At 59.6% G+C, this 23,357-nt stretch carries 19 protein-coding genes; 13 read left to right on the forward strand and 6 right to left on the reverse strand.

Annotated features, from left to right (window positions below):
• Window positions 1–500: 500 nt before the first annotated feature.
• The 3 genes from CXQ94_RS20475 (at window position 501) to CXQ94_RS20485 (ending at window position 4,912) form a co-directional block, all read left to right on the forward strand.
• Window positions 501–1,847 (forward strand): DUF1254 domain-containing protein, encoded by a 1,347-nt coding sequence (locus CXQ94_RS20475; RefSeq protein WP_219817095.1) that lies wholly within the window; start codon window positions 501–503, stop codon window positions 1,845–1,847.
• A gap of 601 nt (window positions 1,848–2,448) precedes the next feature.
• Complete coding sequence (locus CXQ94_RS20480; RefSeq protein ID WP_104092451.1) at window positions 2,449–3,963, forward strand: arylsulfatase; 1,515 nt, start codon at window positions 2,449–2,451, stop codon at window positions 3,961–3,963.
• A 25-nt stretch (window positions 3,964–3,988) separates the two neighbouring features.
• Entirely contained in the window at window positions 3,989–4,912 is a 924-nt protein-coding gene (locus CXQ94_RS20485; RefSeq protein WP_104092452.1) for a formylglycine-generating enzyme family protein, read from the forward strand.
• A gap of 349 nt (window positions 4,913–5,261) precedes the next feature.
• Here the strand turns inward: CXQ94_RS20485 and CXQ94_RS20490 are convergent, their stop codons facing one another.
• Window positions 5,262–5,480 carry a hypothetical protein gene (locus CXQ94_RS20490; protein WP_104092453.1) on the reverse strand — a complete coding sequence of 73 codons (219 nt, stop codon included), beginning with the start codon at window positions 5,478–5,480 and terminating at the stop codon, window positions 5,262–5,264.
• 287 nt (window positions 5,481–5,767) lie between these two features.
• On the opposite strand from CXQ94_RS20490, the gene CXQ94_RS20495 reads away from it, so the two are divergent.
• Both CXQ94_RS20495 and CXQ94_RS20500 read left to right on the forward strand, forming a co-directional pair.
• The gene (locus tag CXQ94_RS20495) at window positions 5,768–7,096 is read left to right on the forward strand and encodes a DUF1254 domain-containing protein (protein WP_104092454.1); all 1,329 of its coding nucleotides are present in this window, start codon (window positions 5,768–5,770) and stop codon (window positions 7,094–7,096) included.
• 168 nt (window positions 7,097–7,264) lie between these two features.
• Entirely contained in the window at window positions 7,265–8,683 is a 1,419-nt protein-coding gene (locus CXQ94_RS20500) for an ATP-binding protein (RefSeq protein WP_104092472.1), read from the forward strand.
• Window positions 8,684–8,692: 9 nt separating this feature from the next.
• Here CXQ94_RS20500 and CXQ94_RS20505 read toward each other — a convergent pair whose 3' ends face one another.
• From CXQ94_RS20505 to cls, 4 genes are all read right to left on the reverse strand, one after another.
• A complete protein-coding gene (locus CXQ94_RS20505) occupies window positions 8,693–10,081 on the reverse strand; it encodes a hypothetical protein (RefSeq protein WP_258067283.1) in 1,389 nt (462 codons plus the stop codon).
• Window positions 10,082–10,107: 26 nt separating this feature from the next.
• Entirely contained in the window at window positions 10,108–11,529 is a 1,422-nt protein-coding gene (locus CXQ94_RS20510) for a DUF2252 domain-containing protein (RefSeq protein ID WP_104092473.1), read from the reverse strand.
• A 21-nt stretch (window positions 11,530–11,550) separates the two neighbouring features.
• The gene (locus CXQ94_RS20515) at window positions 11,551–11,949 is read right to left on the reverse strand and encodes an SHOCT domain-containing protein (protein ID WP_104092456.1); all 399 of its coding nucleotides are present in this window, start codon (window positions 11,947–11,949) and stop codon (window positions 11,551–11,553) included.
• 121 nt (window positions 11,950–12,070) lie between these two features.
• Window positions 12,071–13,543 (reverse strand): cardiolipin synthase, encoded by a 1,473-nt coding sequence (gene cls / locus CXQ94_RS20520; protein ID WP_104092457.1) that lies wholly within the window; start codon window positions 13,541–13,543, stop codon window positions 12,071–12,073.
• A gap of 175 nt (window positions 13,544–13,718) precedes the next feature.
• On the opposite strand from cls, the gene CXQ94_RS20525 reads away from it, so the two are divergent.
• Together CXQ94_RS20525 and CXQ94_RS20530 are read left to right on the forward strand one after the other, a co-directional pair.
• Complete coding sequence (locus tag CXQ94_RS20525; RefSeq protein WP_219817096.1) at window positions 13,719–14,876, forward strand: AI-2E family transporter; 1,158 nt, start codon at window positions 13,719–13,721, stop codon at window positions 14,874–14,876.
• A complete protein-coding gene (locus CXQ94_RS20530; RefSeq protein WP_104092459.1) occupies window positions 14,873–15,568 on the forward strand; it encodes an ion channel in 696 nt (231 codons plus the stop codon). Before CXQ94_RS20525 ends, CXQ94_RS20530 begins: the two co-directional genes overlap by 4 nt.
• A 41-nt stretch (window positions 15,569–15,609) precedes the next feature.
• On the opposite strand, the gene CXQ94_RS20535 is transcribed toward CXQ94_RS20530, so the two are convergent.
• Window positions 15,610–15,825: a hypothetical protein gene (locus CXQ94_RS20535; protein WP_104092460.1), complete on the reverse strand. Its 216-nt coding sequence runs from the start codon at window positions 15,823–15,825 to the stop codon at window positions 15,610–15,612.
• A gap of 186 nt (window positions 15,826–16,011) precedes the next feature.
• On the opposite strand from CXQ94_RS20535, the gene CXQ94_RS20540 reads away from it, so the two are divergent.
• From CXQ94_RS20540 to CXQ94_RS20565, 6 genes are all read left to right on the forward strand, one after another.
• Window positions 16,012–16,431, forward strand: a complete 420-nt coding sequence (locus CXQ94_RS20540; RefSeq protein ID WP_104092461.1) for a hypothetical protein — start codon at window positions 16,012–16,014, stop codon at window positions 16,429–16,431.
• Between the two features lie 66 nt (window positions 16,432–16,497).
• Window positions 16,498–18,882: a LuxR C-terminal-related transcriptional regulator gene (locus CXQ94_RS20545; protein ID WP_104092462.1), complete on the forward strand. Its 2,385-nt coding sequence runs from the start codon at window positions 16,498–16,500 to the stop codon at window positions 18,880–18,882.
• 20 nt (window positions 18,883–18,902) lie between these two features.
• Complete coding sequence (locus tag CXQ94_RS20550) at window positions 18,903–20,516, forward strand: MFS transporter (RefSeq protein ID WP_104092463.1); 1,614 nt, start codon at window positions 18,903–18,905, stop codon at window positions 20,514–20,516.
• Between the two features lie 7 nt (window positions 20,517–20,523).
• Window positions 20,524–21,045 carry a hypothetical protein gene (locus CXQ94_RS20555; RefSeq protein WP_104092464.1) on the forward strand — a complete coding sequence of 174 codons (522 nt, stop codon included), beginning with the start codon at window positions 20,524–20,526 and terminating at the stop codon, window positions 21,043–21,045.
• A 145-nt stretch (window positions 21,046–21,190) separates the two neighbouring features.
• On the forward strand, window positions 21,191–22,321 hold the full coding sequence (locus CXQ94_RS20560; protein ID WP_181034332.1) for a hypothetical protein: 1,131 nt from the start codon (window positions 21,191–21,193) through the stop codon (window positions 22,319–22,321).
• Between the two features lie 116 nt (window positions 22,322–22,437).
• Window positions 22,438–23,103: a GAP family protein gene (locus tag CXQ94_RS20565; RefSeq protein WP_104092465.1), complete on the forward strand. Its 666-nt coding sequence runs from the start codon at window positions 22,438–22,440 to the stop codon at window positions 23,101–23,103.
• Window positions 23,104–23,357 lie beyond the last annotated feature (254 nt).

The following is a 23,357-nucleotide window of genomic DNA, read 5'->3' on the forward strand; positions in this document are numbered from 1 at the left end:
CGGACGGAAAAGGATTGAATACATCGCCATTGCATCACTCATTCACTAAGTGTTGCAATCACCGCAAGAACCCAAGGACCGTCTTGCGGGACAGCGTCGAACTCCAATCTGCACAGCACCCGCTCGGAACGAAATGTGCATGGACATGCAGGCAAAAGGCGATTTACGAACGGGGACCCGTGTCGATGTCTCAAGAATCTGTTGCTTTATGAGGCACCGATGGGCAAAGATCTCATCCCGGTTGGCTTCAATGTGTGAGACCGTCCGGGTTATGCGCGAAGATCCTGGTTATCACTCGTTGCGGGTGATTCGGGTGGGGAGGACATCGGGCTATTGTGAACGGCAAGGTCGGCAGTGGGCTGATCTCTTGGAGATGGGAGATGCTTTTGGAGCTGGGAGATGTTGCGGCTAGTACCGGCGGTGATGGTCGCATTGTGCAATCGAGTGGATCGGAGTCGACAGTCGTGACACGCATCGGAACTCTCGGTTTCGAACTAGGCATGCCGACCGAAGCGACGGCGAGGAAGCTGTACGACGAATTGGACTTCCAGCGAGCAGTGCAGGCTTATCTGTGGGGATTGACCGCTGTCGGTGTCGCCCAACATATCGAAGGATTGATCCATGACACGGGCGCACAAAGTGGCGATATCGCGCTCTATGATGACTACCGCAGCAAGAGTGTCGGACTCGCATACAACAACAACACCCCTTACCTCACCGGGTATATCGACCTGACACTCGCGGGTCCTGTGGTCATTGATTATCCCGCGGGTCCGAGCGCTGGCGCGGTGATTGATTTGTGGGAGCGCCCCGTCGCCGACGTAGGCCTCCCGGGCGCGGACCGCGGGCAGGGTGCGAGGTACCTTTTGATCGGCCCAGGACAGGATGCACTCGAAGATACCGAGGGCTATCGAGTCATCCATTCCCGAACTCTGAAGAACGGATTTTTCCTCCGTACACTCGACCCCGACCGGACGAAGGCGAAAGCTTTGCGCGAGTCGGTGCACATCTACCCCTACAGCCAGCGCGACAACCCTCCCCACCGTGATGTGCTGCTACCCAAGGAGGACGGTGATCTGCTCAATCAGGGCCAACCCCGAGGCCTCGCCTTTTGGGAGCTTTTGTCTAAGACTCTGGCAGCCGAGCCAGGGGAAGACCGCGACCGCTTCTTCATGGCCATGCTCAAACCGTTGGGTATAGAGGCGGGCAAGGCCTTCGCTCCCGACGAACGGCAGAAGTCGATCCTGATGGAAGCGGCACACGTCGGCGAGGCTATGGCCAAGACTCTTGCGTTCAGGCCACGCGTGGATGGGATCCGGTACCGGGCTGACTCGCATTGGGAGAACGCGATCGCCCCCTGGTTCACCGTTGATCAAGACGAGGGCAATTCCACGCAGTTCGATGAGCGCAACGCGCTCTACTACGTCGCATATGGCATGTCGAACGGTGCGGTCTCGAAGATCGCTGGGGTCGGGCAGGCTTACGTCGCTGCCTACCGCGATGCGCTGGGCATGCCCTTCGACGGCAGCCAGTCATATGTTCTTCGCGTGCCCGCAGATCCGCCGGCAAAGCTGTTCTGGTCGGTCTCGCTCTATGACCTGGACACCCGCTGCATTATTCAGAACGAGACGAACATGCCCGACCTCGTCTCCCTTCAGGATTTGGAGCAGAACAGCGACGGGTCAGTAGACATCTACATGGGCCCGCATTCACCAGCTGAGCACGAAAAGAACTGGATCCAGACGGTCCCCGGCCATGGGTGGTACGCCTACTTCCGGTTATACGGTCCCACTCAGGAGTATTTCGACCGTTCATGGGCCATCCCCGACATCGAGACGGCTGGCTGAGCCCTTCCATGTGCCCAGCAGCCGGCCAGAACGAATTGTGCTCCAATCCGGATCAGGGAATCTGACGCACTGATGCCCAGCCAGCTTTACTTAGGCCAGCGGACCGCAACGCAAAATGCGATTAGGGGGTCGGCTTCGAAGGCAAGTTGAAAGTCCTCTTCTGTTCGGTACCGGCGAGCTCACCCTTTGTTGCCAAAGTCTGAGGGCCGCAATCAAGGGGCATTCCTCGCCCGAGCATGATCCTGAGTTGCGTCGGGTTGGTGTGGCCCTGAAAATTTCACCACACGGGAGGTGAGGTGCCAATTAGCGTTCCCCTGCGGGACTGGTTACGTTCAAAGCGAGTTTGGTTGCATCGGGGAGGACCCCCTTACCGCTACTTCTCCGCGTAATGGTCCCCAACCCTCAGAGCTCCCGTAGCCGTGTGATGTGCTCCGTCTCATTCTCTTCAGATGACTCGCGTGGGGCTGGCTGAAAACATCCTGTTTTGCAAACCCTCGCCAGTAGTTATCTGCTCCACTATAGTGAGCACCACTGGCGCGGGTGTCCGGTTGCACCAACGCCCTGTATCGAAGTCATCGTTGATGTCGTGGAGGTAGTGCTCATGTCTGATCAGAAGCCGAACATTGTGCTGATTCTGGCCGACGACATCGGCTGGTTCGATGTCGGCGCGTATCACCGCGGAATCATGGGAACGAAAACGCCAAATATCGACCGGATCGGTGCCGAGGGCGCGATCATGACCGACAACTACGCGCAAGCCAGTTGCACAGCCGGGCGTGCGGCATTCATCACCGGCCAGATTCCTTTACGCACCGGACTGACCACGGTTGGTCTTCCCGGCGCGGAGCAAGGCATCCAAGACAGCGACCCGACCTTGGCGGAGCTGATCAAACCCGAGGGGTATCGCACGGCGCAGATCGGCAAGAACCACCTCGGCGACCGCAACAAGTTCTTGCCCACCGTGCATGGGTTCGACGAGTTCTACGGCAACCTGTACCACCTCAACGCCGAGGAAGAGCCTGAGCAGACCGACTACCCGAAGCACTTGCCGATCTTTCAGCAGCTGTTCGTGCCGCGCGGGGTTCTGGACTGCAAGGCGACGGACGTAGATGATCCGACTGTCGATCCGCGGTTCGGTGCGATCGGCAAGCAGACGATCAAAGACACGGGCCCGTTGACGCGTAAGCGCATGGAGACGATCGAAGAGGATCTGCTCGAACATTCTCTGGATTTCATCGATCGCGCGGTCGCCGCTGATGTACCGTTTCTGCTGTGGCACAACACAACCCGGATGCACGTCTGGACGCACCTCTCTGAACGCTGGAAAGACAAGACAGGTCTCGGTGTCTACGCCGACGGCATGCAGGAGCTGGACTGGGTCGTCGGGGAGCTTCTGGCGAAACTCGATGACCTCGGCATCGCCGACAACACGATCGTTGTTTTCGCCAGCGACAACGGGTCGGAGTCGTTTACTTGGCCCGACGGTGGCACGTCGCCGTTCCGTGGTGAGAAGGGTTTGGGTTGGGAGGGTGGATTTCGTTCGCCGTTCCTGATCCGTTGGCCCGGCACGATCCCCGAAGGCCAGGTTCTGAACGGCATCATGTCGCTGGAAGACATCGTTCCGACGATCATGGCGGCCGTGGGTGTTCCCGATGTGAAAGAGCAGCTGTTGGAGGGCGCCGATTTCGGCGACAAGCACTTTCGCGTGCACATCGACGGGTACAACCAGTTGCCATACCTGATCGGCGAAGTCGACGAATCGCCGCGGCACGAGTTCTTTTATTACGGCGAACGAGACCTATTCGCGCTGCGTTACAACAACTGGAAGGTGCACTTCCAAACCAAAGACGACTGGTTCGCTGGTGCACTGTTGAAGACGACGGTGCCGCAACCGGTGAACCTGCGGGTCGACCCTTTCGAGCGGCACATGCAAGATCCCGCATATCCGCTCTATGCCGGCGAGAAACTCTGGACGATACTGCCGGCCGCGGCCCTGGTTCAGCAGCACATCGCAACGTTCGCGGAGTTTCCTCCGACCCAGGCACCGCCGGACTTCAACCCGCAGGCGATTGTTGACATGGTCGTGAACTCCGCCGCCCAGCGGCATGGAAACTAACCGACGTCATGGCAGCTGACTGCGCATGAGCATCACGACGGGACGGCAGACCGACTTCATCTGGTTGGAGGGCGGCGAATTCACCATGGGCTCCAATAGGCACTACCCCGAGGAGGCCCCCGCCCACCGGGTCAAAGTCGACGGCTTCTGGCTGAACGCCACCGCAACCACCAACAGAGAGTTCGCAGCGTTCGTGCGGGACACGAAATATCAGACCGTCGCCGAGCGGCCCCTTGATGCGGACGACTTTCCCGGTGCGCCAGCCGAGAACCTCCTTCCCGGATCGATGGTGTTCACTGGTACGTCGGGCCCAGTCGACCTAGCGCAGCTGAGCCAGTGGTGGGCGTGGACGCCCGGGGCGAACTGGCGCAGGCCCCTCGGACCGGGTTCTTCGATCGGCACTCGCCCCGATCATCCGGTCGTGCACGTCGCGTATGAAGACGCGGCCGCCTACGCAGCCTGGGACGGCGGTCGCCTACCCACCGAGGCCGAATGGGAGTTCGCCGCTCGCGCAGGCCATGACGCGGCGACGTTCACCTGGGGCAATGAACCCGAGCCAGCCGATCAGAAACTGGCGAACTACTGGCATGGAGACTTTCCCTGGCGTGCGGCGACAGGCTATGGGTCGACAGCGTCTGTCGGATCGTTCCCGGCAAACCAGTTCGGCCTCTATGACATGGCCGGCAACGTCTGGGAGTGGACCGACGACTGGTACGCCGCCCACGAATCCTCTGCCGGATGCTGCATGCCCAACAACCCGCGCGGCGGCAACAAACAGTCGAGTATCGACCTGGCCGAGCCAGTCGCGATACCCCGCAAAGTCGTCAAAGGCGGCTCGTTCCTCTGCGCAGACAATTACTGCCAGCGATATCGCCCAGCGGCACGCCGTGGCCAAGCGATCGACACCGGCATGAGCCACATCGGGTTCAGAATCGCTCGCGGGGCCTGACATCAGAGTCTCTCTCATGAAGGCCCCTAGTGGAGGTTCAAGCCTGCATCAGAACATTTTTGTTGACCGAATGGGAACGCCGGCTTGGCGCACGCTGTGCTCTCTTCGTCCCTTTGACCGTGTAGTCGGTAGTGGTGTCTTCGATGGCCCAGTCACGTCCCGGAAACATCGATCTTGTCGCGCTGCTAATCGACAGAGTTCAAAAGTCAGTCAGAATATTCATCGCCGAAGAAGCTCTAGCAGTCCGGACCACCGAAGTGGCTTCCATGAGGCGTTCCCGCAAAGCCTGATTTTCCAACGTTAGGTCTTGCACTCTCGCTGCGGCCTAGACCTGCACCCCAGCTGAGCCTCATTTGCTCGGGCGGCCGGTCTTGGGTCGACGTAGGCCGACCACCACAAGGATGATGCCGACGCCCGCGACGATCAGCCCGATGGAGAGCCACATTCGGTTACCGGTCATGAAACTTCCCGGGATCAGGTTCATTCCCTGCCCGGCGAATACTCCACCGATGATCACAGCGATCAAACCGATGGCGATGAGGGCAATGCGCCCGACACTGCTGTTCACGTTGCCTCATCATTGGACGACGACCGATCATCGCCCTGGTTAGGTTCAGTGCGTCAGCCATGGCAACCGTGCTGCAATGTTGAGCGGGAATCGTTACACGTCCGCCGTCATAGTGTCCACCCGCGCTCATGAGCCCCGAATTAGCACACTCCCGTGCCGGACTTCTGCAGCGAGAGGTGACCGATTGAGATGGTGGTTGCGGTCCAACGCTACGGGTGAGAGTATCCGGGTAGGTGACTTTGCCGGTTGCCTTCCTAGTGCAAGCCACCGAGGACGAGGGGCATGGAATGTCAACCGCAACGACTACTGAAATCCAAGAGATCACCCAGCAGGCATACTCCTATCTGTATCCACTGGTGATCATGGACATCACCCGGCTGCAGTTCCAAGACCTGAGCAACGGACCCCAAATCGGCCGCGGTCCGCAGAACACATTCACCCATGTGGAGGAATTCCCGCCGGCGGATTTCCGCGGTGTCGTCGCGCCGAACTTTGACACCCTGTATTCGGTGGTGTGGCTAGATCTCTCCAAGGGTCCGGTGATCATCCATATGCCGGACACGAATGGGCGCTACTACCTGCTGCCGGTGCTCGATATGTGGACCGACGTCTTCGCCGTTCCCGGCAAACGCACGACAGGCACCGGAGAAGGCGACTTCCTGGTCGCCACTCCCGGATGGGACGGTGAGGTTCCCGACGAGGTGACCGTGTTGAATGCGCCGACCTCGACGGTGTGGATCATCGGTCGCACTCAGACAAACGGTCCCGCAGACTACGACGCTGTGCGCGCCGTGCAACGCGGCATCACACTCCGCACGCTCGAGGGCGGGGCCCCCTCCACCATCGCTCCGCCGTCTGTCGCCCCGGAGGATCTCAACCTGACAATCGCACCGTTGGATATCGTCAACGGTCTGAGTGCGGTGGACTTCTTCACCTATGCCGCACGGCTGATGAAGAATTACCCGCCACATCCCACCGACTTCTCAATCTTGGCCCAGATCCGCAGGATCGGTCTCATCCCCGGTGAGGACTTCGACGTTTCAGACTTTGACGCCGAAGGCATCGACGCCCTGGAGGCTGGCGCGAAAGCGGCGCTGGCCCACCAGCTGGCGATCTTCCCGACCGTGGCGAAGATCGTCAACGGATGGTCGATGAACACCGACACGATGGGCGTCTACGGCAACTTTTACCTCAAGCGCGCCATTGTCGCCATGATCGGGCTCGGCGCGAACCCGCCCGAAGACGCCGTCTACCCGGTTGCCGTCACCGACGCCGACGGCAACCCCCTTGTCGGTGAAACCGACTACGTTCTCCACTTCGATGCCGACCAACTCCCTCCAGTGTCAGCGTTCTGGTCGGTGACGATGTACGACAACGACAGCTTCCAGGTGGCCAACGAGATCGACCGGTTCGCCCTGGGAGACCGAGACGACCTCACCTACAATGACGACGGGTCCCTCGACCTCTACTTCCAGAAGAGCAACCCGGGCCCGGACCGACTCGCCAACTGGCTGCCCTCCGCCAGCGGACCGCTCCGAGTCATCATGCGCCTCTACGGGCCAGCACCCCACGCCCTCGACGGTCGATGGGCGCCACCGGCAATCCACACCACCTAGTTGCATTACCCACGTCGCATGTACCTAACGTCCGTATTTAGCACGGCTAGACACGATGAAATATGAGTATTTGATTTGCCGCAAGTCCAATAAGTCGTGAACTGGGACGGTCTGCTACCGCTCTTTATATCTGGACTGTGAATGAACGCTATGACGAAAGGCAGAATGATGACTGTTCCGGAAAATCCAACAGTTGGAGAATACCGTGCCGTCTCGCTCGATGGCAGGCGCTTCCAGTTCACAGCAGCGCTCGAATCCGCCCTCGAATCTGGGTCTTTCGTTATCCTGCGCAGTGAAACGGAGGCCGTTCAGCTCGGCCAAGTTGACGACGTCAGCATTTCACACGGGGACACCCTTCGAGGGGCCGGGAGGATTCTTGGTGCGGTCTCAGAAGGCGGCACGCTGGATAGCAGGCACTCGTTTCCCTTTGCCGCGGCCGAGATTGAGCACGCCGATGCGAAAACGATCGAACTCATGCATGGGAACACCGTCAATCCACTGGTTATTGGCTCGTACCTGAGCTCTGAGCACATCCCGGCCTGTCTGCTCCCGAACCGGTTTAATCGGCACACCTTTTGGTGTGGGCAAAGTGGTTCCGGAAAGACTTATGCGCTCGGCGTGGTGCTGGAACAGATCCTTCTCCACACTTCTTTGCCCATGGTGATCTTCGACCCGAACGCCGACTTCGTCCGCCTGCGCGAGCCCAATCTGGGCGGCGGGCAGCCTGCTGCGAGCAGTTCCATTGCCGCTCGAGATATTCGGATCCTGCGACCAGGTTCAGCTGACCCGGACTCGCTACGGGTTCGTTTCACCGAGCTTTCCCTACCGTCGCAAGCTGCAGTCCTGCGGCTTCATTCGCTTGAGGATCGAGCCGAATACAACGAACTCGTTCACCTGGAACAATCATTGGGCACTCTGGCGTCGGAGTTGATTGTGCCCAACCTGCGCGAACGCGAAACCACTGCCGCCACCGCGTTGGCGGCCCGTATTGAAAATCTTCAAGTGACGGACTGGGAAATCTGGGCTGGAGGTGCCAGTAATGTCATTACCGTCACCGATGTCATCGAATCCCGTCCAGATGCAACAGTGCTTGATCTGGGCGGATTCAGCTACCCCGACGAATCCCTCGTGGTGGCCATGGCGGTACTCGAAGACCTCTGGGCTAAACGAGAACAGCGCCGTCCCATCCTGATCGTCATCGATGAGGCTCACAATCTGTGTTCGTCCGAGCAGAATAGCCCGCTCAATGTTGCCGTCAGGGAACGAATCATCCAGATCGCCGCTGAAGGACGCAAATTCGGTTTGTGGCTGCTGCTGTCCACGCAGCGCCCCTCGCGAGTCCACCCCAGCATCATTTCCCAGTGCGACAACCTGGCCCTGATGAAGATGACCTCTCCTGCCGATCTTGATGAACTCGCCACGATCTTCGGATTTGTCCCGGCCGCGATGCTCGCCAGGTCACCAAGCTTCCGGCAGGGCGAAGCACTTTTTGCCGGTGGCTTCGTGCCTGCACCAGCCTTGGTCTCGATGGGTGCCCGGCTCACACAAGAAGGAGGCGCCGACGTGAGTGTGCCAATGAGGTCATGAGGGCCGTGATTAGCCGGCAGTAACAGGGGGCGCGGTCTCCTCGAGGTCTTGGACCGGCTCAGGCACCTTGACCACCGGCCGCTGCACCAGTTCCACGACGACGACGGCCAGGATGGCGATGACCAGCGTCCAGGCAATGAGATCGGTGGTCAGCGGGCGGGTGAACAACACGATTGCCGCGGCGATCACCGCGATGGCAGCGCGAATCAGCGTGCGCTGGGCATAGATCCATTCACCAGTTCGCCCGGTAGTGATGCGGTGCCGCTCGGCGGACTCCCGTACCCACGTTGCCCCGGATCGGGCGAACCCGCGCAAATTGCTGGAAACCGTGAATGGTCCAGAGACCCACGCCACGATCGCCACCACGATCGCCAACACGAGCACTGCCACTCCTGTGGTGGTCATCGCCGTCGTGACGGTGTCAAACACGGTGCGGGCGACCCCTGACGGAATGAGCGACGGGGAAACGGAACCGATGAAAATGAGCCGGCCGATCGCGATCCCGGCAACCACCACCACCATCGCCATCGCCAGCGCAACCGCCGCCCACACAAGGGCCAGTGCCCGACGTCGTGCGACGGCTACGCCCGCGGCGAGGAAGAATATGGCGATCCAGGGAAGCCAGGCGCCGGCAGCCAAGGCGAGGCCGTAGAAGAGTTGGAGGGTGGGCACGGACGTGTTCTGTGCGACGGTTATGGTGCGGTTGACGGCGGGAATTTGTGCCGCAAAGCTCAGTCCCCGATCCAACAGCACAGTCTTGACCCGTTCAATAATGGGTGCGAGCTGGATCCCGACCGAACCGTCGGAGCCCACGGCGATCGCCGCCTGAGGATCGTTTTGTAAGGTCGCGATCAGCTGCGTGTGACTCAACCGGAGTGCGTCCTGAAATACCTGTGCGAACGTATCGGATTGAACGAAGGAGCCTACGGTGGAGCGCACTAGCGAAACGAGTCCTTGAGACGCCGGTCCCTTGAGCGCCTCGAGGGCCTTGGTTGCGCCCGGGCCGGTGCCAAGGGCGATGATTCCGTCAAAGACCTCCGAGGTGAGGCCGGGGATATCCACGTTCGCCTGGATGACTTCCAAGGTCTGGTCGGCGACGAAGGACTGGACGGCGGGATCATTCGCCAGGGGAGCGTACGTGGCAACGAACGATTCAGTGCTGGTGAGCTGAACCTTTGCCCAGGATGCGACGGTGGCGGCCGGAGCAAGGACCGCCCCGATGACGATGAACACTGTGGCGAGAAGCGTCCAGCTCCAATTGCGGTGACGGGTGTAGCCGGCGCCTGGCACCTTGACCGGGGCAACGGGCGACGGCCCATCAAGGCCCAAGGCGTCGCGGAGCGCCGCATTCTCACCTTCCAGGCGCGCGATCGTGTCCTGCAGGTCTGAATTCCTCATCCGTGCCACAAGAGCTCCATTCTCAGCTAGTGCTCCACCACGGCATCGAGTCTGCCGTCTGCGACTGCCCGGCGGAAAGCCTCATAGTCGAGCTCATTTTGATCAGCGTATTTCTCGGCGAATCGGGCAATGGCGTGATCGATTCTCTCACTCGCGCCCAAATAGGATGAGATCGCCACCCGATCACCTGTCCTGGCGTGTGCCCGTGCCAAAGTTTCACCACAAAGTCGCCCGTACAACATGGCCCCTGAGGCACGCATCGACTCGATATCAGCGGATCCTTTCCAATCATGGAGCTGGCGCAGATAAAAGTCCCGAGATTCCCCATCAATCGCCTTCACCCGTTGCCAGCCAAGGAAGATATCGCTTGCGGACTGCATCAGCCGCTGACCGCTGACCACCCGTTCCCCGCAGTTCTCGTACTGGCTGGCCGGAAGGTAACGCTCGAGCACCGATGCTTGTGCTTGTTTGGCTTGCAGCAGCAAAGGATCGTCGTTGTCCCGCCCGCGCAGGAGAATGATCCACGCCCGCGTACCGACGCTTCCGACGCCCACCACCTTGCGTGCCATGTCGACAAATTCGAACTCCTGAATGGGGTGATTCTGTTGCGGAAGGGTTGCTTGATAAGAGTGGAGGAGAGCTTCCATGGTCTCCGTGGTCTCCTCCCCCTCGAGATCAATCGGGGAGAGGTCGGCGAGCGGAACAACCAGCGGAGGGTCCGCCTTGATCCGGAGCTCGCCGCTGCTGGTGTCGACCAACTTTGAGAACGCACGCATACTGTCCCGGGTGCGGGCTTTGGCGATCACTGACTCTGTTCGCTCTAGCAGCCTCTTCTTCGCTCGTTTAGCCTCGTGCTCATGCCGAAGCCAGACGGCAGTCTGATCGGCGTCCGACCGGTCGTACCAGGCAGTCATCACCGGTGCCTTGGCCGTTGCTCGCATTTGTTCCCGGTAACCACGCACAACCGCGAGGACGATTTTTCGCCGTTTGGTGGGGGAGTAGCCTCGATGACGGCCGGCAACTTCGAAGCTCGCGGCTAGTCGTTTGAGGTCCCATTCCCACGGCCCGGGAAGCGTTTCGTCAAAGTCATTGATATCAAAGACCAGGCTGCGCTCGGGGCTGGCGAACAGTCCGAAGTTGGACAAGTGGGCATCCCCGCAAAGCTGAACCGTTATTCCCGAATCCGGGGTCCCAGCCAGATCCATCGCCATCACAACGGCTGCGCCGCGGAAATAGGTGAAGGGTGAGATCATCATGCGCCCGTGGCGGATCGGAACCAGTTCGGGTACCCGGGACTCGTCCTGCTCAACGAACAAATCGATCGGGTCCTGGCGGTCCGCACCGGCCGCCCAGCGCGCGTGAGACCCGCGGGGCGAGGGTCCTCGCGCCGCACGACCGAGCTCCGCCCTGGCCTGGAAGCGACCAAAAGTTGGTTCTGGGGCGTTCATGAGCGGCACAGTGGGCTGTCCCTACACTGCCGTCGGGTGGTGTTGCCCCGACAGGACTCGCACCTTCATCGCATCGAATTCGCCCTGATTGATCGCACCGGAGTCCAGCAGCGCCTTGGCCTTCGCGATCTCATCAACGGGCGAACTTCCGGCGACGGATCGAATGTAAGATTCCGACTCGTCCAGTGAACGTTGTACCGATGCTGACTGGCGTTCACTCATTCCGCGTCCGCAGACCACCAGATAGACCAACGCTGTCAGGAACGGAACGAAGAGCAGGCAGATGAGCCAGACGGCCTTCAGCCAACCGTTCATGCCCCGGTTGCGGAACAGATCCCCAATGATCCAGAACAAGACCATCAGGTAGGAAATGAAAATGTAGCTCCAGAAGACGAAGCCCAAAAAGTCCCAGAAGTTCATGTCGCTGACCTTTTCACGGAGGCATGCCCGGCGGGCGGTGCGGATGGCTTGAATCTACAGTTGGCTCGCCCCGCTCAACATCACCCGCCGAGGGTGAAGGTCACGACCGATTGGTGCTTTGCTATTGGAGTCCTGAGGTGAGGCGGGCCAAACCGTCCAGCACGGTGGAACGCAGCGGTTGCTTGCTCCACTGTTCCAACGTCAGCTCACGACTGATCGCCCGGTACCCCGCCTCGGTCTGTCGCATCTGGGCAACGAAGGAAGCGCCATGCACCAGGAGGGAAATTTCGAGGTCCAGACTGAATGAGCGAATATCCATGTTGCTCGATCCGATCACCGCCACAGAGTCATCGATCGAAAGATGCTTTGCGTGCAGAATGAAAGGTGGTGGATACATGAAGATGCGCACGCCGGCCCGCAATAATTCTGCATAGTAGGACCGCTGGGCGTGGAAGACAGGACCCTGATCGCCGATCTCCGACACGAAAAGCTGCACATCCAGGCCACGCTGGCAGGCGGAGGTGATGGCATACATCATCGCCTCGTCGGGGACGAAGTAGGGGCTGGTGATGATTGCACGTTTTTGGGCGCTGTGGAGCAGACTCAGGAACAGGCGCAGGTTGTTCTCGCCTTCGAAGCCCGGCCCACTCGGCACCACTTGGCAATCCAGGGCATCATCGGATCCAGTCGGGGAGACTTGTTCTGCGGGCACATGCTCGTTCCTGATGAGTTCATCCGTTTCGCTGAACCAGTCGGAAAGAAAGATCACGTTTATGCCGCTGACGACCGGCCCGGTCACCCGGGTCATGAGTTCTTGCCACTTCAGCCCGCGTTTGATGTTCTTTGGCGAGTTGTAGCTTCGATCGATGAGGTTTTGGGAGCCCATGAAGGCCACCCGGCCATCAACGACCACTAGCTTTCGGTGGTTGCGTAGGTCAGGTCGCTGATATTTGCCGCGTAGAGGCTGCACCGGCAACATGTAGCTCCAGCGCACCCCGATCCGCTGCAGTTCGGCGAGCGTCTCCTTGTGTCCGGACGTTCGCACGGACGCTACATGGTCTAGCAACAGGCGAACAATGACACCACGGGCGACGGCGGCCTCCAACGCGGCGAAGAACCCTTTTGTCGTCGCATCGAAGGAGACGATGTAGAACTCGACATGAACAAAGGCGGTCGCCGTATTGATCTCGTCCGCCATTTCCGCGATGGACTGGTCATAGTCCGCAATAAGATGGGCCGCATTTCCTGCCACCATCGGAACAGCACCCAAATTTTGGTTCAGCACGGCGACCGAGGATAGCCACGGCGGCCAATCGGTCTGATCGGAGACAGTACGCAGATGAGCACTTCCTGTGGCGATGAGCGCATTGATCTCGGACTGCTTCTCACGCCGTTTTCGCGGCAGTTTGGAGCTCCCTAGGAGCAGGAAGAAGATGACACCAACGTACGGGATCAGAAAGACGGCGAGGAGCCACGCCATGGCGGCGCTGGGTTTCCGTTCGCGCGGAATGATGATCACTGCCGCGATGCGAATTGCTAGGTCTACGACGACGGCGAGGACCCAGATCAAATTGGTAATGAGCACAGAGTTCATGGTGTCCTTGCGCTAACTCCATTGCTGAGGTGAGGCAAATCTAATGCTCCGATGAGGCTAAGACATCACCCTGTGGGGATGACGCATTCAGGCGCGAGGATTCATAGGATGCCAGTAATCATGAGCACAGCTGTGCGTCGGTGCAGCAATGCGTTACGAAGATAGGGCGATGGCCATGCCACGAATGTCCGGGGCGCTTCCCCGCGGGGTTGTCTTGCTCGTCGGGCTCGCGGCGGCGACCGTCGCCTCGATCGGTCTCAGCTCCATCCGTGCCATTCTGGCACCGGTGCTGCTAACGCTGATCTTGACTATTTGCGCCCACCCGGTGCGGCTCTATGCCCAGAAGCGAGGGGTTCCCCAGGGACTGGCCACCGGCTCGGTGATCGTGGTGATGTTCGCGCTTCTGGCCGGTTTCACCCTGACCGTGATTGTCGCCGTCGGACAGTTCATTGCAATGCTTCCCCAATACGCTGGCCAGTTCGAGCAGATCGGCCAAAATATCCACGCCTGGCTCGGTTCCTTGGGAATCAGCCAAGACCAGGCCTCAGCCCTCGTGAGCACCATCGACCCACGCAACATTATGGCACTGCTCACTGGTGCGGTCGGCGGCGTTTTTAGTATTTCTGGAGCCCTGGTAATAGTGCTCACCATGATGATCCTGATGTCCGCCGACGCCGTGTACATTCCGACGATCCTGCATCAGCTGGCAATACGTGAGCCCCACCTGGTGACGGCGCTCACCGACTACGCATCCAACGTGCGCCGCTATATGGTGGTGACGACGGTTCTGGGACTCGCGCAGGGTGCGATCAACGCGTTGTCCCTGTGGATACTGCACGTGCCGGCCGCGCTACTATGGGGACTTCTTGCTTTCCTGTGTAGTTTCATCCCCAATGTGGGATATTTCTTCGCTATCGTCCCCCCGATGGTCTTTGGCTTCCTGGTCGGAGGCTGGCCCACCTTGATCGCGGTGGTTATCATCTACGGTCTGGTCAACGCAGTGGTCCAGTCGATCATCCAGCCCCGGGTCGTGGGCCAAGCCGTATCGCTGAGCCAGTCGATCACGTTCTTCTCGGTACTGTTCTGGGCCGTCGTCATTGGTCCGATCGGGGCAATCCTTGCGATTCCGCTGACCTTGCTCGGCAAGGCGCTGCTGATCGACTCAAATCCCGAAGCGCGATTCTGGCGTCCGGCGCTGGGTCCGACGGGGGAAACCAGGAACATCAAGCAGCTGGACGACCTTGAGAGCAAGCGCACCCGGCGAGTCGCCCACAGGGCATCGAAAGACGCGGCGGCAGAGCCCACTGAGCCTACAGAGGAGCATCCTGCATGACATCGGATGATTCTGCGGTAAACGCCCTCGAAGGGCCAGCGAGTGGGCGCGGTTCGATCCTGCTGTCCGGATACTGGCTGGTCCTTCTCTTAGTCGCCGTTTCCTACGCTCTGTGTGCGGCACAGATATCTCCGGACCCCAGCCCCGTCGTGTTGCTGGTGCAACTTGCGACGGTTGCCGTGACATTCTGGGTTGCCGAGGTGAATCGGCGGATTCGACGGGCCGGCTGGATCGTAGTGCTGGCGGCAGGTGCGGCGGTGGCTGTGGTTGCAGTGATCGGGACGAAAGGGTACCTACTGGGCATTCTTCTCTCGGCTGCGTCCATGGTTGCCTATCTGGTTGCTCCCATCGTGATCCTCGCCCATGAGGCGAGGAAGGCGCGGGTTGACGGCCAGACCCTGCTGGCAGCGATCGCTGTGTACATCTTGGTGGGGATGTTTTTCACGTTCATTTACAGTTGCGTTGCCTTCATATCGTCGGAGCCGATCTTCGGCGACGGGCACGTCGACTCGCTGACGAGCCAGCTGTTCTTTTCCTTTACGACGCTCACCACCACCGGGTACGGGGACATGGTTCCCAAGGGAGCAAGCGTCCAGAGCATCGCTATTGCCGAAGCCATCACCGGTCAGCTCTTTCTGGTGATCGCGATGGCTCGGGTCGTCTCGGGATGGAAGCCTGCCAGCACCCGGTGACTTGTGTCCTTGGCGTTTAGGGGCTGTCGCTCAACCTGGGGTCACCTGTCTCTGGGCAAAGTGGTGACTGAGACAAGTTCTATGTTCAGGTTTCCGAAGAGCAGGAGCATTCCCCTTAACTTGGCCTGATCGGATGCCGGTCCGACTAAGTAGGTCAAACCGTCTTCGATGCGACTGACTTGGAAACCATCGATGAGCGCCATAACGGGTTCACTGAGTGTGCCGTTGATAACGATCTCGTATCTCGCTTTCCGCATGCTGGAGTCCTCCCGATTCTGTATAAATCCTCCGACTTCCGGCGCCCTACGTCATCATCCGAGGCGGGTGAGGAAAACCTGAGCCTTTGGGAGGACGATGATCGATAGTGACGCCAGGAACCTGGCTTTGCTACTGCGCCGGCCACTAGGCGGGCCGCAGCGAGTTCGAGGGAGAGTGGTTGGACCATGAGTGCTACCAATTCAGCTCAAGGTGTCACGAGGACTGGATGGACCGGGTGGGTAGAGTTTGGCGGTGTCATCCTCTTTGTCAGCGGCATCTTCAGCATCATCCAAGCCTTGATCGCCCTGATCGGGACCAACGTTTACTACACAGTGGTGAACGGAGACCTGTTCCTCTTCAACACGACTGGTTGGGGGTGGTGGAATTTGATGATCGGGGTACTCCTGATCCTCACCGGCGTTTCACTCTTGGCCGGAGCCACGTGGGCTCGCGTCGCCGCCGTTGTCTTGGCCGTTGTCAGCATGGTTGTGCAGATGCTTCTGGTCCCTGTGCAGCCCTGGTGGTCGTTCATCGTCATAGCGATCGATGTACTGATCATCTACGCCCTCATCGCTCATGGCGACGAGCTACGTGTGGAGGCATAGTTCCGCAGCGTGACTCTTGCCCTAGGACAGGCACGGTGTCACACTATTCATGGATGGGGAGAAACTATGGCCACCGTTGTGTTACGGCCGGGTTTGAGGCACCTGATAGATCGGCCGGCACTGTGCCTCGAGCTCGATAAGGCGTTCGAACGTCGCCTGACGCTCGTTGTCGCCCAGGCTGGCGCCGGAAAGTCGACACTGCTGAAGCAGTGGTCTGCAAGACATGGCGAACGGGATTTCGCCTTCATCGATGTCGAATCAGCTGATGACAACCCGTCCCATTTCATCCGCCGTTTGCTCGACGGTTTGAAGATGGCCATGCCCGCCGCGGTAGGCCTCACACGTGCGGAGAATTTCCGCGACCAGGGATTCAACAATCCTGGCCTGGCGTCGCTGTCGTCAGCGTTGGACTCTATACCGGAAGTTGTCATAGTCGTCGATGATGCGCAGCGTCTTTCGAATGTTCGCTTGGTCGCAGATCTGGGAACGTTGGTCGAGCGGACGCGCGGAAATGTTCACTTGGTGATGTCCTCACGCGCCGATCCGCCCATCGCGCTCAGCAGGTACCGTCTCAACGACGACCTCCTGGAAATCAGGCAGCAGGACTTGGCCTTCAATGAGGGGGAGGCCTCGGAGTTGCTGGAGCGGATCATAGGACACCCGCTCACCGGGAATAACGTTCGAGCCTTGCTTGAACGAACGGAGGGATGGGCTGCCGGACTGCAGCTGGCGGGCCTCAACCTCAGAAATGAACGCGATCCGGATACCTTCATCGCCGAGTTTGGGGGCAGCGACCGGTTGGTGGCTGACTACTTGGGTGAGGAAGTGCTTTCGGATTTGCCCGCTGGGCAACGCGAACTACTCCTGCAGATGTCCGTTCTCGATGACATGTGTGCTGGTCTGGTTGAGGCAGTAGCCGGCTTCGACGGCACGGAGCACATTCTTGATCAGCTACTGCACGACTCCATGTTCCTGGTGCAACTCGATACCCGCCGGGAATGGTTTCGATTCCATCATCTGTTCCGCGAGCTGCTACGCTCCAGGCTGCGAGCCGAGAGCGCCGGTGCCGAGCACCGCATCCTCGGTGCGGCAGCCGAATGGCACTTGTTGAGAGGCAAAGCCAAGTCCGCCGTCGAATACCTATTGCGGGCGCAGCTGTGGGATCGTGCATTGGAAGCAATACTCTCCCACGCCATGGATATTGTGGCAAACGGTGACATGCTGACAGTTGTTCGATGGATGCTGCGGATTCCGGAATCGGTGCGCTCCGAGCGCGTCAATGATGCACTTCTGACGGAATTACTCCGATCGGTCAATGAGCGTGCTCTGGAAACAGAGTTCGCAGCGCCGCCCACCTCCGTCGATCCGGTAAGTTCTGCCAGTACGGTGTCCAAAGGGTTGGGATTCTTCGCAGCCCAGCTGCTCCTGACTGCGCGTCCTGAGATATCGGCGACCGCGGCGTGGCGGCAACTGGGCGAACTGGAAACTAATAGTCGTAGCAACCTGGCCGACACGTCAACGGAGTTGGCTGTGTCAGGGCTTGATGAAACACATCGCCAACGGCTGATCGTCGCTGGCGGCAGGGCATCATTTCTTGCTGGCGAGATGGTTGAGGCGAGAGGCTTGCTCACTCGAATTCTGGCCGAGGTGGCGGTGAATTCTCTAGAACATGTCGGCGCTCTGAGCACGTTGTCCCTGCTCGAAGCGTGGAGCGGCAACGTCGAACCCGCCGAAGCATTGATTTATCAGGCCCTGCTCGCCGCCAGTGAAGCAGGTTTGCTCTCCGATCCTGCAGTGGCTGACGCCTACCTCGCCTCGGTCCTGACGGCACTGATCAGGGGTGGTGCCGGTCTCCTAGCCGAGGCGGAAACCCCGGACTTTCATGCTCCCGACGGGCACGTGCAACAAACCGAGTCAAACGCTCTTGTGGAATCTGCCGTTTCGTCCTCGAAGCTAAAGGGCTTGGAAGGAGCGCCGCAGGGTCCTACTGCCGAACGAGATCCTGTCTCGGCCGTCCAACACCATATCCTTCTCGCCCGGGTTGCTGCCAGCAACAACCAACCGGACCAGGCAAATCGCCACCTCACTGAGGCCGTGAAGATGGCGGAAATTCATGGCTTTGTAGGAGTATTTGTGCGCGCCGGTCCGACCATCCTGGCAGGGCTTAAAAGCATCACCGGTCCCCAGGCAGCATTCAGGGACGTCATTTTGGCCCGTGCGCAACAATTGCCGGGTACGAGTCAGCGGGCTTCTATTCCCGAGCCGCTGACCGATCGTGAATTGGAAATCCTGTCGTATTTGCCCACCCGATTCACCAACGAGGAACTGGCGGCACGCCTGTTCGTCTCCGTCAACACCATCAAGACGCACATTGTCCACATTTATCGCAAGCTCGACGCAACCAACCGCGACGTGGCAATCAGTAAGGCCCGCATACTCGGATTGCTTTAGACGAAACGGGGAACCCTCCGATGAAGAAATGGTCGATCGTCATCATTTTGGGATGCGCCCAATTCGTGATGGTGTTGGATGGCACTGTCATGAATGTGTCAATTTCGACAGTGGTCCAGGATCTCAACACCAGTGTGGCAGCGATGCAGGCGGCAATAACGTTTTACACACTGACCATGGCGTCAGTTATGCTACTCGGTGCCAAGCTCGGCGATGTCTGGGGCCGACGCCGGGCATTCGTGATTGGCTCCTGTATCTATGCCGCTGGTTCCCTGATCACAGCACTCAGCCCTAATGTGCAGATGCTGTTCCTTGGCTGGTCGATCATTGAGGGCTTGGGTGCCGTGCTGGTGATACCGGCGATCGCCGCTCTCGTCGCGGACAACTATCAGGGACGACAGCGAGTGAGTGCCTATGCGATCATCGGGGCAGTTTCTGGAGCCGCAGTGGCGGCGGGACCACTCATCGGAGGCTTCGTCACCACGTACTTTAGCTGGCGCTACGTCTTTGTAGCCGAAGTGGTGATCATGGCTGGCGTGGTGGTGTTCTCACGCCTGGTGACGGACACTACCCCGCGGCAGACGGTGCGGATAGATGTACCCAGTGTCCTGCTCTCTGCATTCGGACTGGTATTTGTGGTGTTCGGCATGTTGCAGAGCAAAACATGGGGGTGGATCACGCCGCTGTCTTCACCGGTGATAGGAGGTGTGGAGATTGCACCGCTTGGAATCTCGCTGACAGCGTGGCTCATGCTCGCCGGTGGCGCGCTGATCTACGCATTCGTCAGGCGGCAGCTTCTGCTGGTCAGCCGCGGCCTGTCCCCACTGGTTCATGTCGAGATGTTCTCGATCCGACAGTTGCGCAGTGGGCTCTCGGTTCTTGGGGCTCAATACACAGTGACCGCAGGGCTGTTCTTCATGGTGCCCGTCTACCTTCAGATGACACTGGGACTTGATGCCTTGCAGACAGGATTGAAAATATTCCCTCTCTCCGTCTCGCTGATCCTCTTTTCCATTGTCGGCACCGGGTTGTCCCGGATCTGGTCCCCGCGTCGCATCGTGCGAACCGGACAGCTTGTTCTTGTACTGAGTGCGGCACTCCTCCTTGGATCCGCAACAGCTGACCTCAAGAGCGGGATATTCGCGGCCGGAATGTTCCTGGCGGGCATGGCCCTGGGACTCCTGGCCTCGCAACTGGGAAACGTCAACATGTCCAGCGTCACGGAGAAAGAAACCAGTGAGGTCGGCGGGCTCCAGGGTGTGTTCCAGAACTTGGGTTCATCCCTGGGAACGGCACTGATTGGCTCGATACTGATTGGCGCGCTGGCCACAGGGTTTGCCTCCGGGGTGGCCAACAGCGAGCTGTCACCGGCAGCGAGGGAAATTGTCAGCGAGCAGACTCAAGGCGGAATTACCATCGTTGCTGCCGCGAGTGTGCCAGACATCGCCGCCAAAGCGGGACTCGACACCGCCGACGCCGCAACGCTGACCACCATCTATCGAGACTCGCAGCTCTCCTCCCTCCGCGTTGCATTCTTCGCCCTGATAGTTGTTTCCCTGCTATCGCTTTTCTTTTCACGCGGAATCCCCACAGAAATGGCAGGTAAGGCACGAACCAAGGTGGCGCAGGAATGAGCCACCCATGAGCGGGTCCACTCGCGCGGGCAAGCGCACACCACTGCGCGACCCGCGTACCAGTTTCGTCACTGAGGAGTCGGTCTACGGGACCCTTCTGGTCAGTGGAATGATTGTGGTTTCGGGCGGCTACGGCGCCAGCGCCTGGCAGACGTTCCTGAGCGTTCTGGGGACAGTGATCGTGTTCTGGGTCGCTCACGTGTACGCCGGCACGGTGGCAAGTCACGGTGTCCGCGAGGGAGATGAGACTACCCTCGGCCAAGCGTTCCGACATTCGCTTCGGCGCTCGGTCGGATTCCTCACCTCTGCGCTGCTGCCGTCTGCGGTGCTGTTGTTTGGGGCGCTCCGAGTCATCCCGGATGCCCTGACGATCTGGGCGGCGCTCTGGCTGGGCGTCGTGATTCTTGGCGCGCTCGGCTACAGCGCATTCGCGCTCCGAGGCAGCAGCTGGCCAACCCGCATCCTAGGATGTCTTGGCACGGCGGCACTCGGCGTGGCCATGATCTTGCTGAAGGCGATGATTCACTAGCGCTTTGCAACATCACCCCCTAAGAATGATCCGCGCCAAGTACCTGAGCGCTAATTTTGTCTTAGTACCGCGTCCACGCAGCTAAGCCAGAATTCACAGGGACGTCCACGCAGCTAAGCCAGAATTCACAGGGAAGGGTACCCACGTGAGCCAGCCCGTACCAATCTCTCGACTTCTGCGGCATCCAGTCGCCACCTCCGAATCTCTTGAGTCCTCGGCCCTTCTGATCGGCGCAGCCGTGTTCGTGGTGACCACCATCGTGGCGTTGTTGACTTTCGCCGGCCACGAACTTCCTATTTCCGGTCGTGGCTCGGTGGGCCAGTTCGTGGCACTCGGCTCGGCCACCGCAGCCGCCACCGTGTTCGTCATGGCTCGCGTTCTGTTGAACACCAACAGCACGCCCGCTGCTGAATTGCGGCGCGGGCAGGACATTCCGTCCGTGCGCCTGCATTGGTACGACATCGGGGCGCTTGCCCTGGCGCACGCCTTCATTGCACTGTTGGGTTGGCTGGGGATCGCCGATCTCATGGGCAAGAGCTTCACCGGAGCACTCATCTTTACTTTGCCAGGCGCGGTCCTCGCGGCGGTAGCGATCGCCGTCAGCTCCTACGCCGTTTTCCTCAGTGCCGTCAACCTCACTCCCATATCAGTCTCGGTCATCCTGGTGGTCTTTCTCGTCGCCGGAGCCTTGACCAGCATGCTCAGTGCTACCGACCCGCTCTGGTGGCAAAAGAACCTGAGCACCCTGGGGATCTCCGACGACATCTCAGCGCTGGCGTTTAACTTGACGCTCATCATCGCCGGTGTGGTGGTGACGACCATCGCACACTACGCAACGGTGGCGATCCCTGTCGGTACGGCGAAAGAAGTGAGCGGACGAAACCTCGTCCGGGGAGCGCTCGTACTCATCGGCGTGCTTCTGGCCTGCGTCGGCATTTTCCCGGTTGATAGGTTTCTGACCGCTCACAATGTGGCGGCGAGCGGAATGGCGGCTGTGTACGTTGCGCTGGTGCTCGGCCTTCGCAGGTTCGTCCCAGCTATGCCGGGCGTATTCATCCTGCTCGGCTATGTCTTCGTGGGCGTCATCGTAGTACTGGCCGTGTTCTTCGCGACCGGCTATTACAATCTGACCGCCGTCGAACTGGTTGCCTTCCTTCTGATCTTCAGCTGGCTGATCCTGCTCATTCGCAATACAGGGGCCATGACCAAATCGGAGAGATCAAGCGCCGATCAGGAATCCACTCTGGTGACCGGCGCAAGCGCGGATGCGCCATGAGGCAGACGGTGTCCAACTTCGAAACCATCGCGGCGACGAGCGGCGTAGGCCAGCAAATGTACCCGGCAGGCTCCTCGGGATCTGCCTCCTGGCAGCCACTCGGTTAGGAAGGTGTCATGTTGCAGGCACTTGGACACCTTCTACCCATTGCTGTCGCATCAGCAGTGAGTTCTGTGCCCATCATGGCAACCATCCTGATTCTGTTGTCGACGAACAAGCGCCGATCATCGCTGCCTTACCTGATCGGCTGGGTGCTGGGCATCGCGTCCGTCGTGATCAGCTTTACCTTGCTCGCGTCGGTCATTTCGGAACCGTCGTCTGGGGGGAAACAGACGGGCAACGGTATCGCCCAGATCGCGATCGGGCTGGCCCTGGTGACTTTCGCAATCATTGTGTGGCGTCGCTCCCGCGGGAAACCCGAGGGGGAAGAGCCTAAGTGGCTGGCCACTGTCGGCTCACTGGGTCCCTGGTCATCATTCGGCCTCGGCGTTGTCCTGAACCTGCGCCCTAAAGCGATTCTGCTGAGCGCGGCCGCAGCATTGTCCCTCAACGGCAGTGCGCTGACGGTTGGTGAGGCCACCATCGTCATCGCCATCTACACGGCGATGTCTGCAACAACTGTGGGGGTGCCCGTTATTGCGACACTGATGCGGCCAGAGAAGACGGAAGCGTGGCTGGTGAGCACGCGCGCCTGGATTGCCCGGAATAACCGAACGGTCACCATTTTGATTCTCCTGATGATCGGAGTCGTGATCGTGGGGAACGGGTTGACCAGGCTCTAAAGTTGGTACTTTTATACGCGGGCGTAACGAGAAGACCAATCCGCGTTCTTCAACTCTAGTCAAAGCTGTGAGAATCTGTATAACCCTTGTTCTCGTGCTGGCTTTGAGCAGTGCCAAAATCTCCTACCAAGGCTTCTTGGAAGAGCCTCTACTAGCCGAATATGATGACAGGGACCGGCGCTTCTCAACCCGACTGGTGAAGTCAGCGAACGTCCCCAGGACAAATGAACTGGGACTTTCGCTCCCCCGCCGAT

Origin of the sequence: Arthrobacter sp. GMC3 (assembly GCF_002929305.1) — a bacterium.
GTDB lineage: Bacteria > Actinomycetota > Actinomycetes > Actinomycetales > Micrococcaceae > Specibacter.

Excerpts from the sequence above, each read along its gene's own strand:
- CXQ94_RS20475 (WP_219817095.1), top strand. The coding sequence starts at position 501 with ATGCCGACCGAAGCGACGGCGAGGAAGCTGTACGACGAATTGGACTTC.
- CXQ94_RS20565 (WP_104092465.1), top strand. The coding sequence starts at position 22,438 with ATGTTGCAGGCACTTGGACACCTTCTACCCATTGCTGTCGCATCAGCA.
- CXQ94_RS20480 (WP_104092451.1), top strand. The coding sequence starts at position 2,449 with ATGTCTGATCAGAAGCCGAACATTGTGCTGATTCTGGCCGACGACATC.
- CXQ94_RS20555 (WP_104092464.1), top strand. The coding sequence starts at position 20,524 with ATGAGCGGGTCCACTCGCGCGGGCAAGCGCACACCACTGCGCGACCCG.
- CXQ94_RS20525 (WP_219817096.1), top strand. The coding sequence starts at position 13,719 with ATGCCACGAATGTCCGGGGCGCTTCCCCGCGGGGTTGTCTTGCTCGTC.
- CXQ94_RS20505 (WP_258067283.1), bottom strand. The coding sequence starts at position 10,081 with ATGAGGAATTCAGACCTGCAGGACACGATCGCGCGCCTGGAAGGTGAG.
- CXQ94_RS20515 (WP_104092456.1), bottom strand. The coding sequence starts at position 11,949 with ATGAACTTCTGGGACTTTTTGGGCTTCGTCTTCTGGAGCTACATTTTC.
- CXQ94_RS20530 (WP_104092459.1), top strand. The coding sequence starts at position 14,873 with ATGACATCGGATGATTCTGCGGTAAACGCCCTCGAAGGGCCAGCGAGT.
- CXQ94_RS20550 (WP_104092463.1), top strand. The coding sequence starts at position 18,903 with ATGAAGAAATGGTCGATCGTCATCATTTTGGGATGCGCCCAATTCGTG.
- cls (WP_104092457.1), bottom strand. The coding sequence starts at position 13,543 with ATGAACTCTGTGCTCATTACCAATTTGATCTGGGTCCTCGCCGTCGTC.
- CXQ94_RS20510 (WP_104092473.1), bottom strand. The coding sequence starts at position 11,529 with ATGAACGCCCCAGAACCAACTTTTGGTCGCTTCCAGGCCAGGGCGGAG.
- CXQ94_RS20545 (WP_104092462.1), top strand. The coding sequence starts at position 16,498 with ATGGCCACCGTTGTGTTACGGCCGGGTTTGAGGCACCTGATAGATCGG.
- CXQ94_RS20540 (WP_104092461.1), top strand. The coding sequence starts at position 16,012 with ATGAGTGCTACCAATTCAGCTCAAGGTGTCACGAGGACTGGATGGACC.
- CXQ94_RS20495 (WP_104092454.1), top strand. The coding sequence starts at position 5,768 with ATGTCAACCGCAACGACTACTGAAATCCAAGAGATCACCCAGCAGGCA.
- CXQ94_RS20485 (WP_104092452.1), top strand. The coding sequence starts at position 3,989 with ATGAGCATCACGACGGGACGGCAGACCGACTTCATCTGGTTGGAGGGC.
- CXQ94_RS20500 (WP_104092472.1), top strand. The coding sequence starts at position 7,265 with ATGACTGTTCCGGAAAATCCAACAGTTGGAGAATACCGTGCCGTCTCG.
- CXQ94_RS20535 (WP_104092460.1), bottom strand. The coding sequence starts at position 15,825 with ATGCGGAAAGCGAGATACGAGATCGTTATCAACGGCACACTCAGTGAA.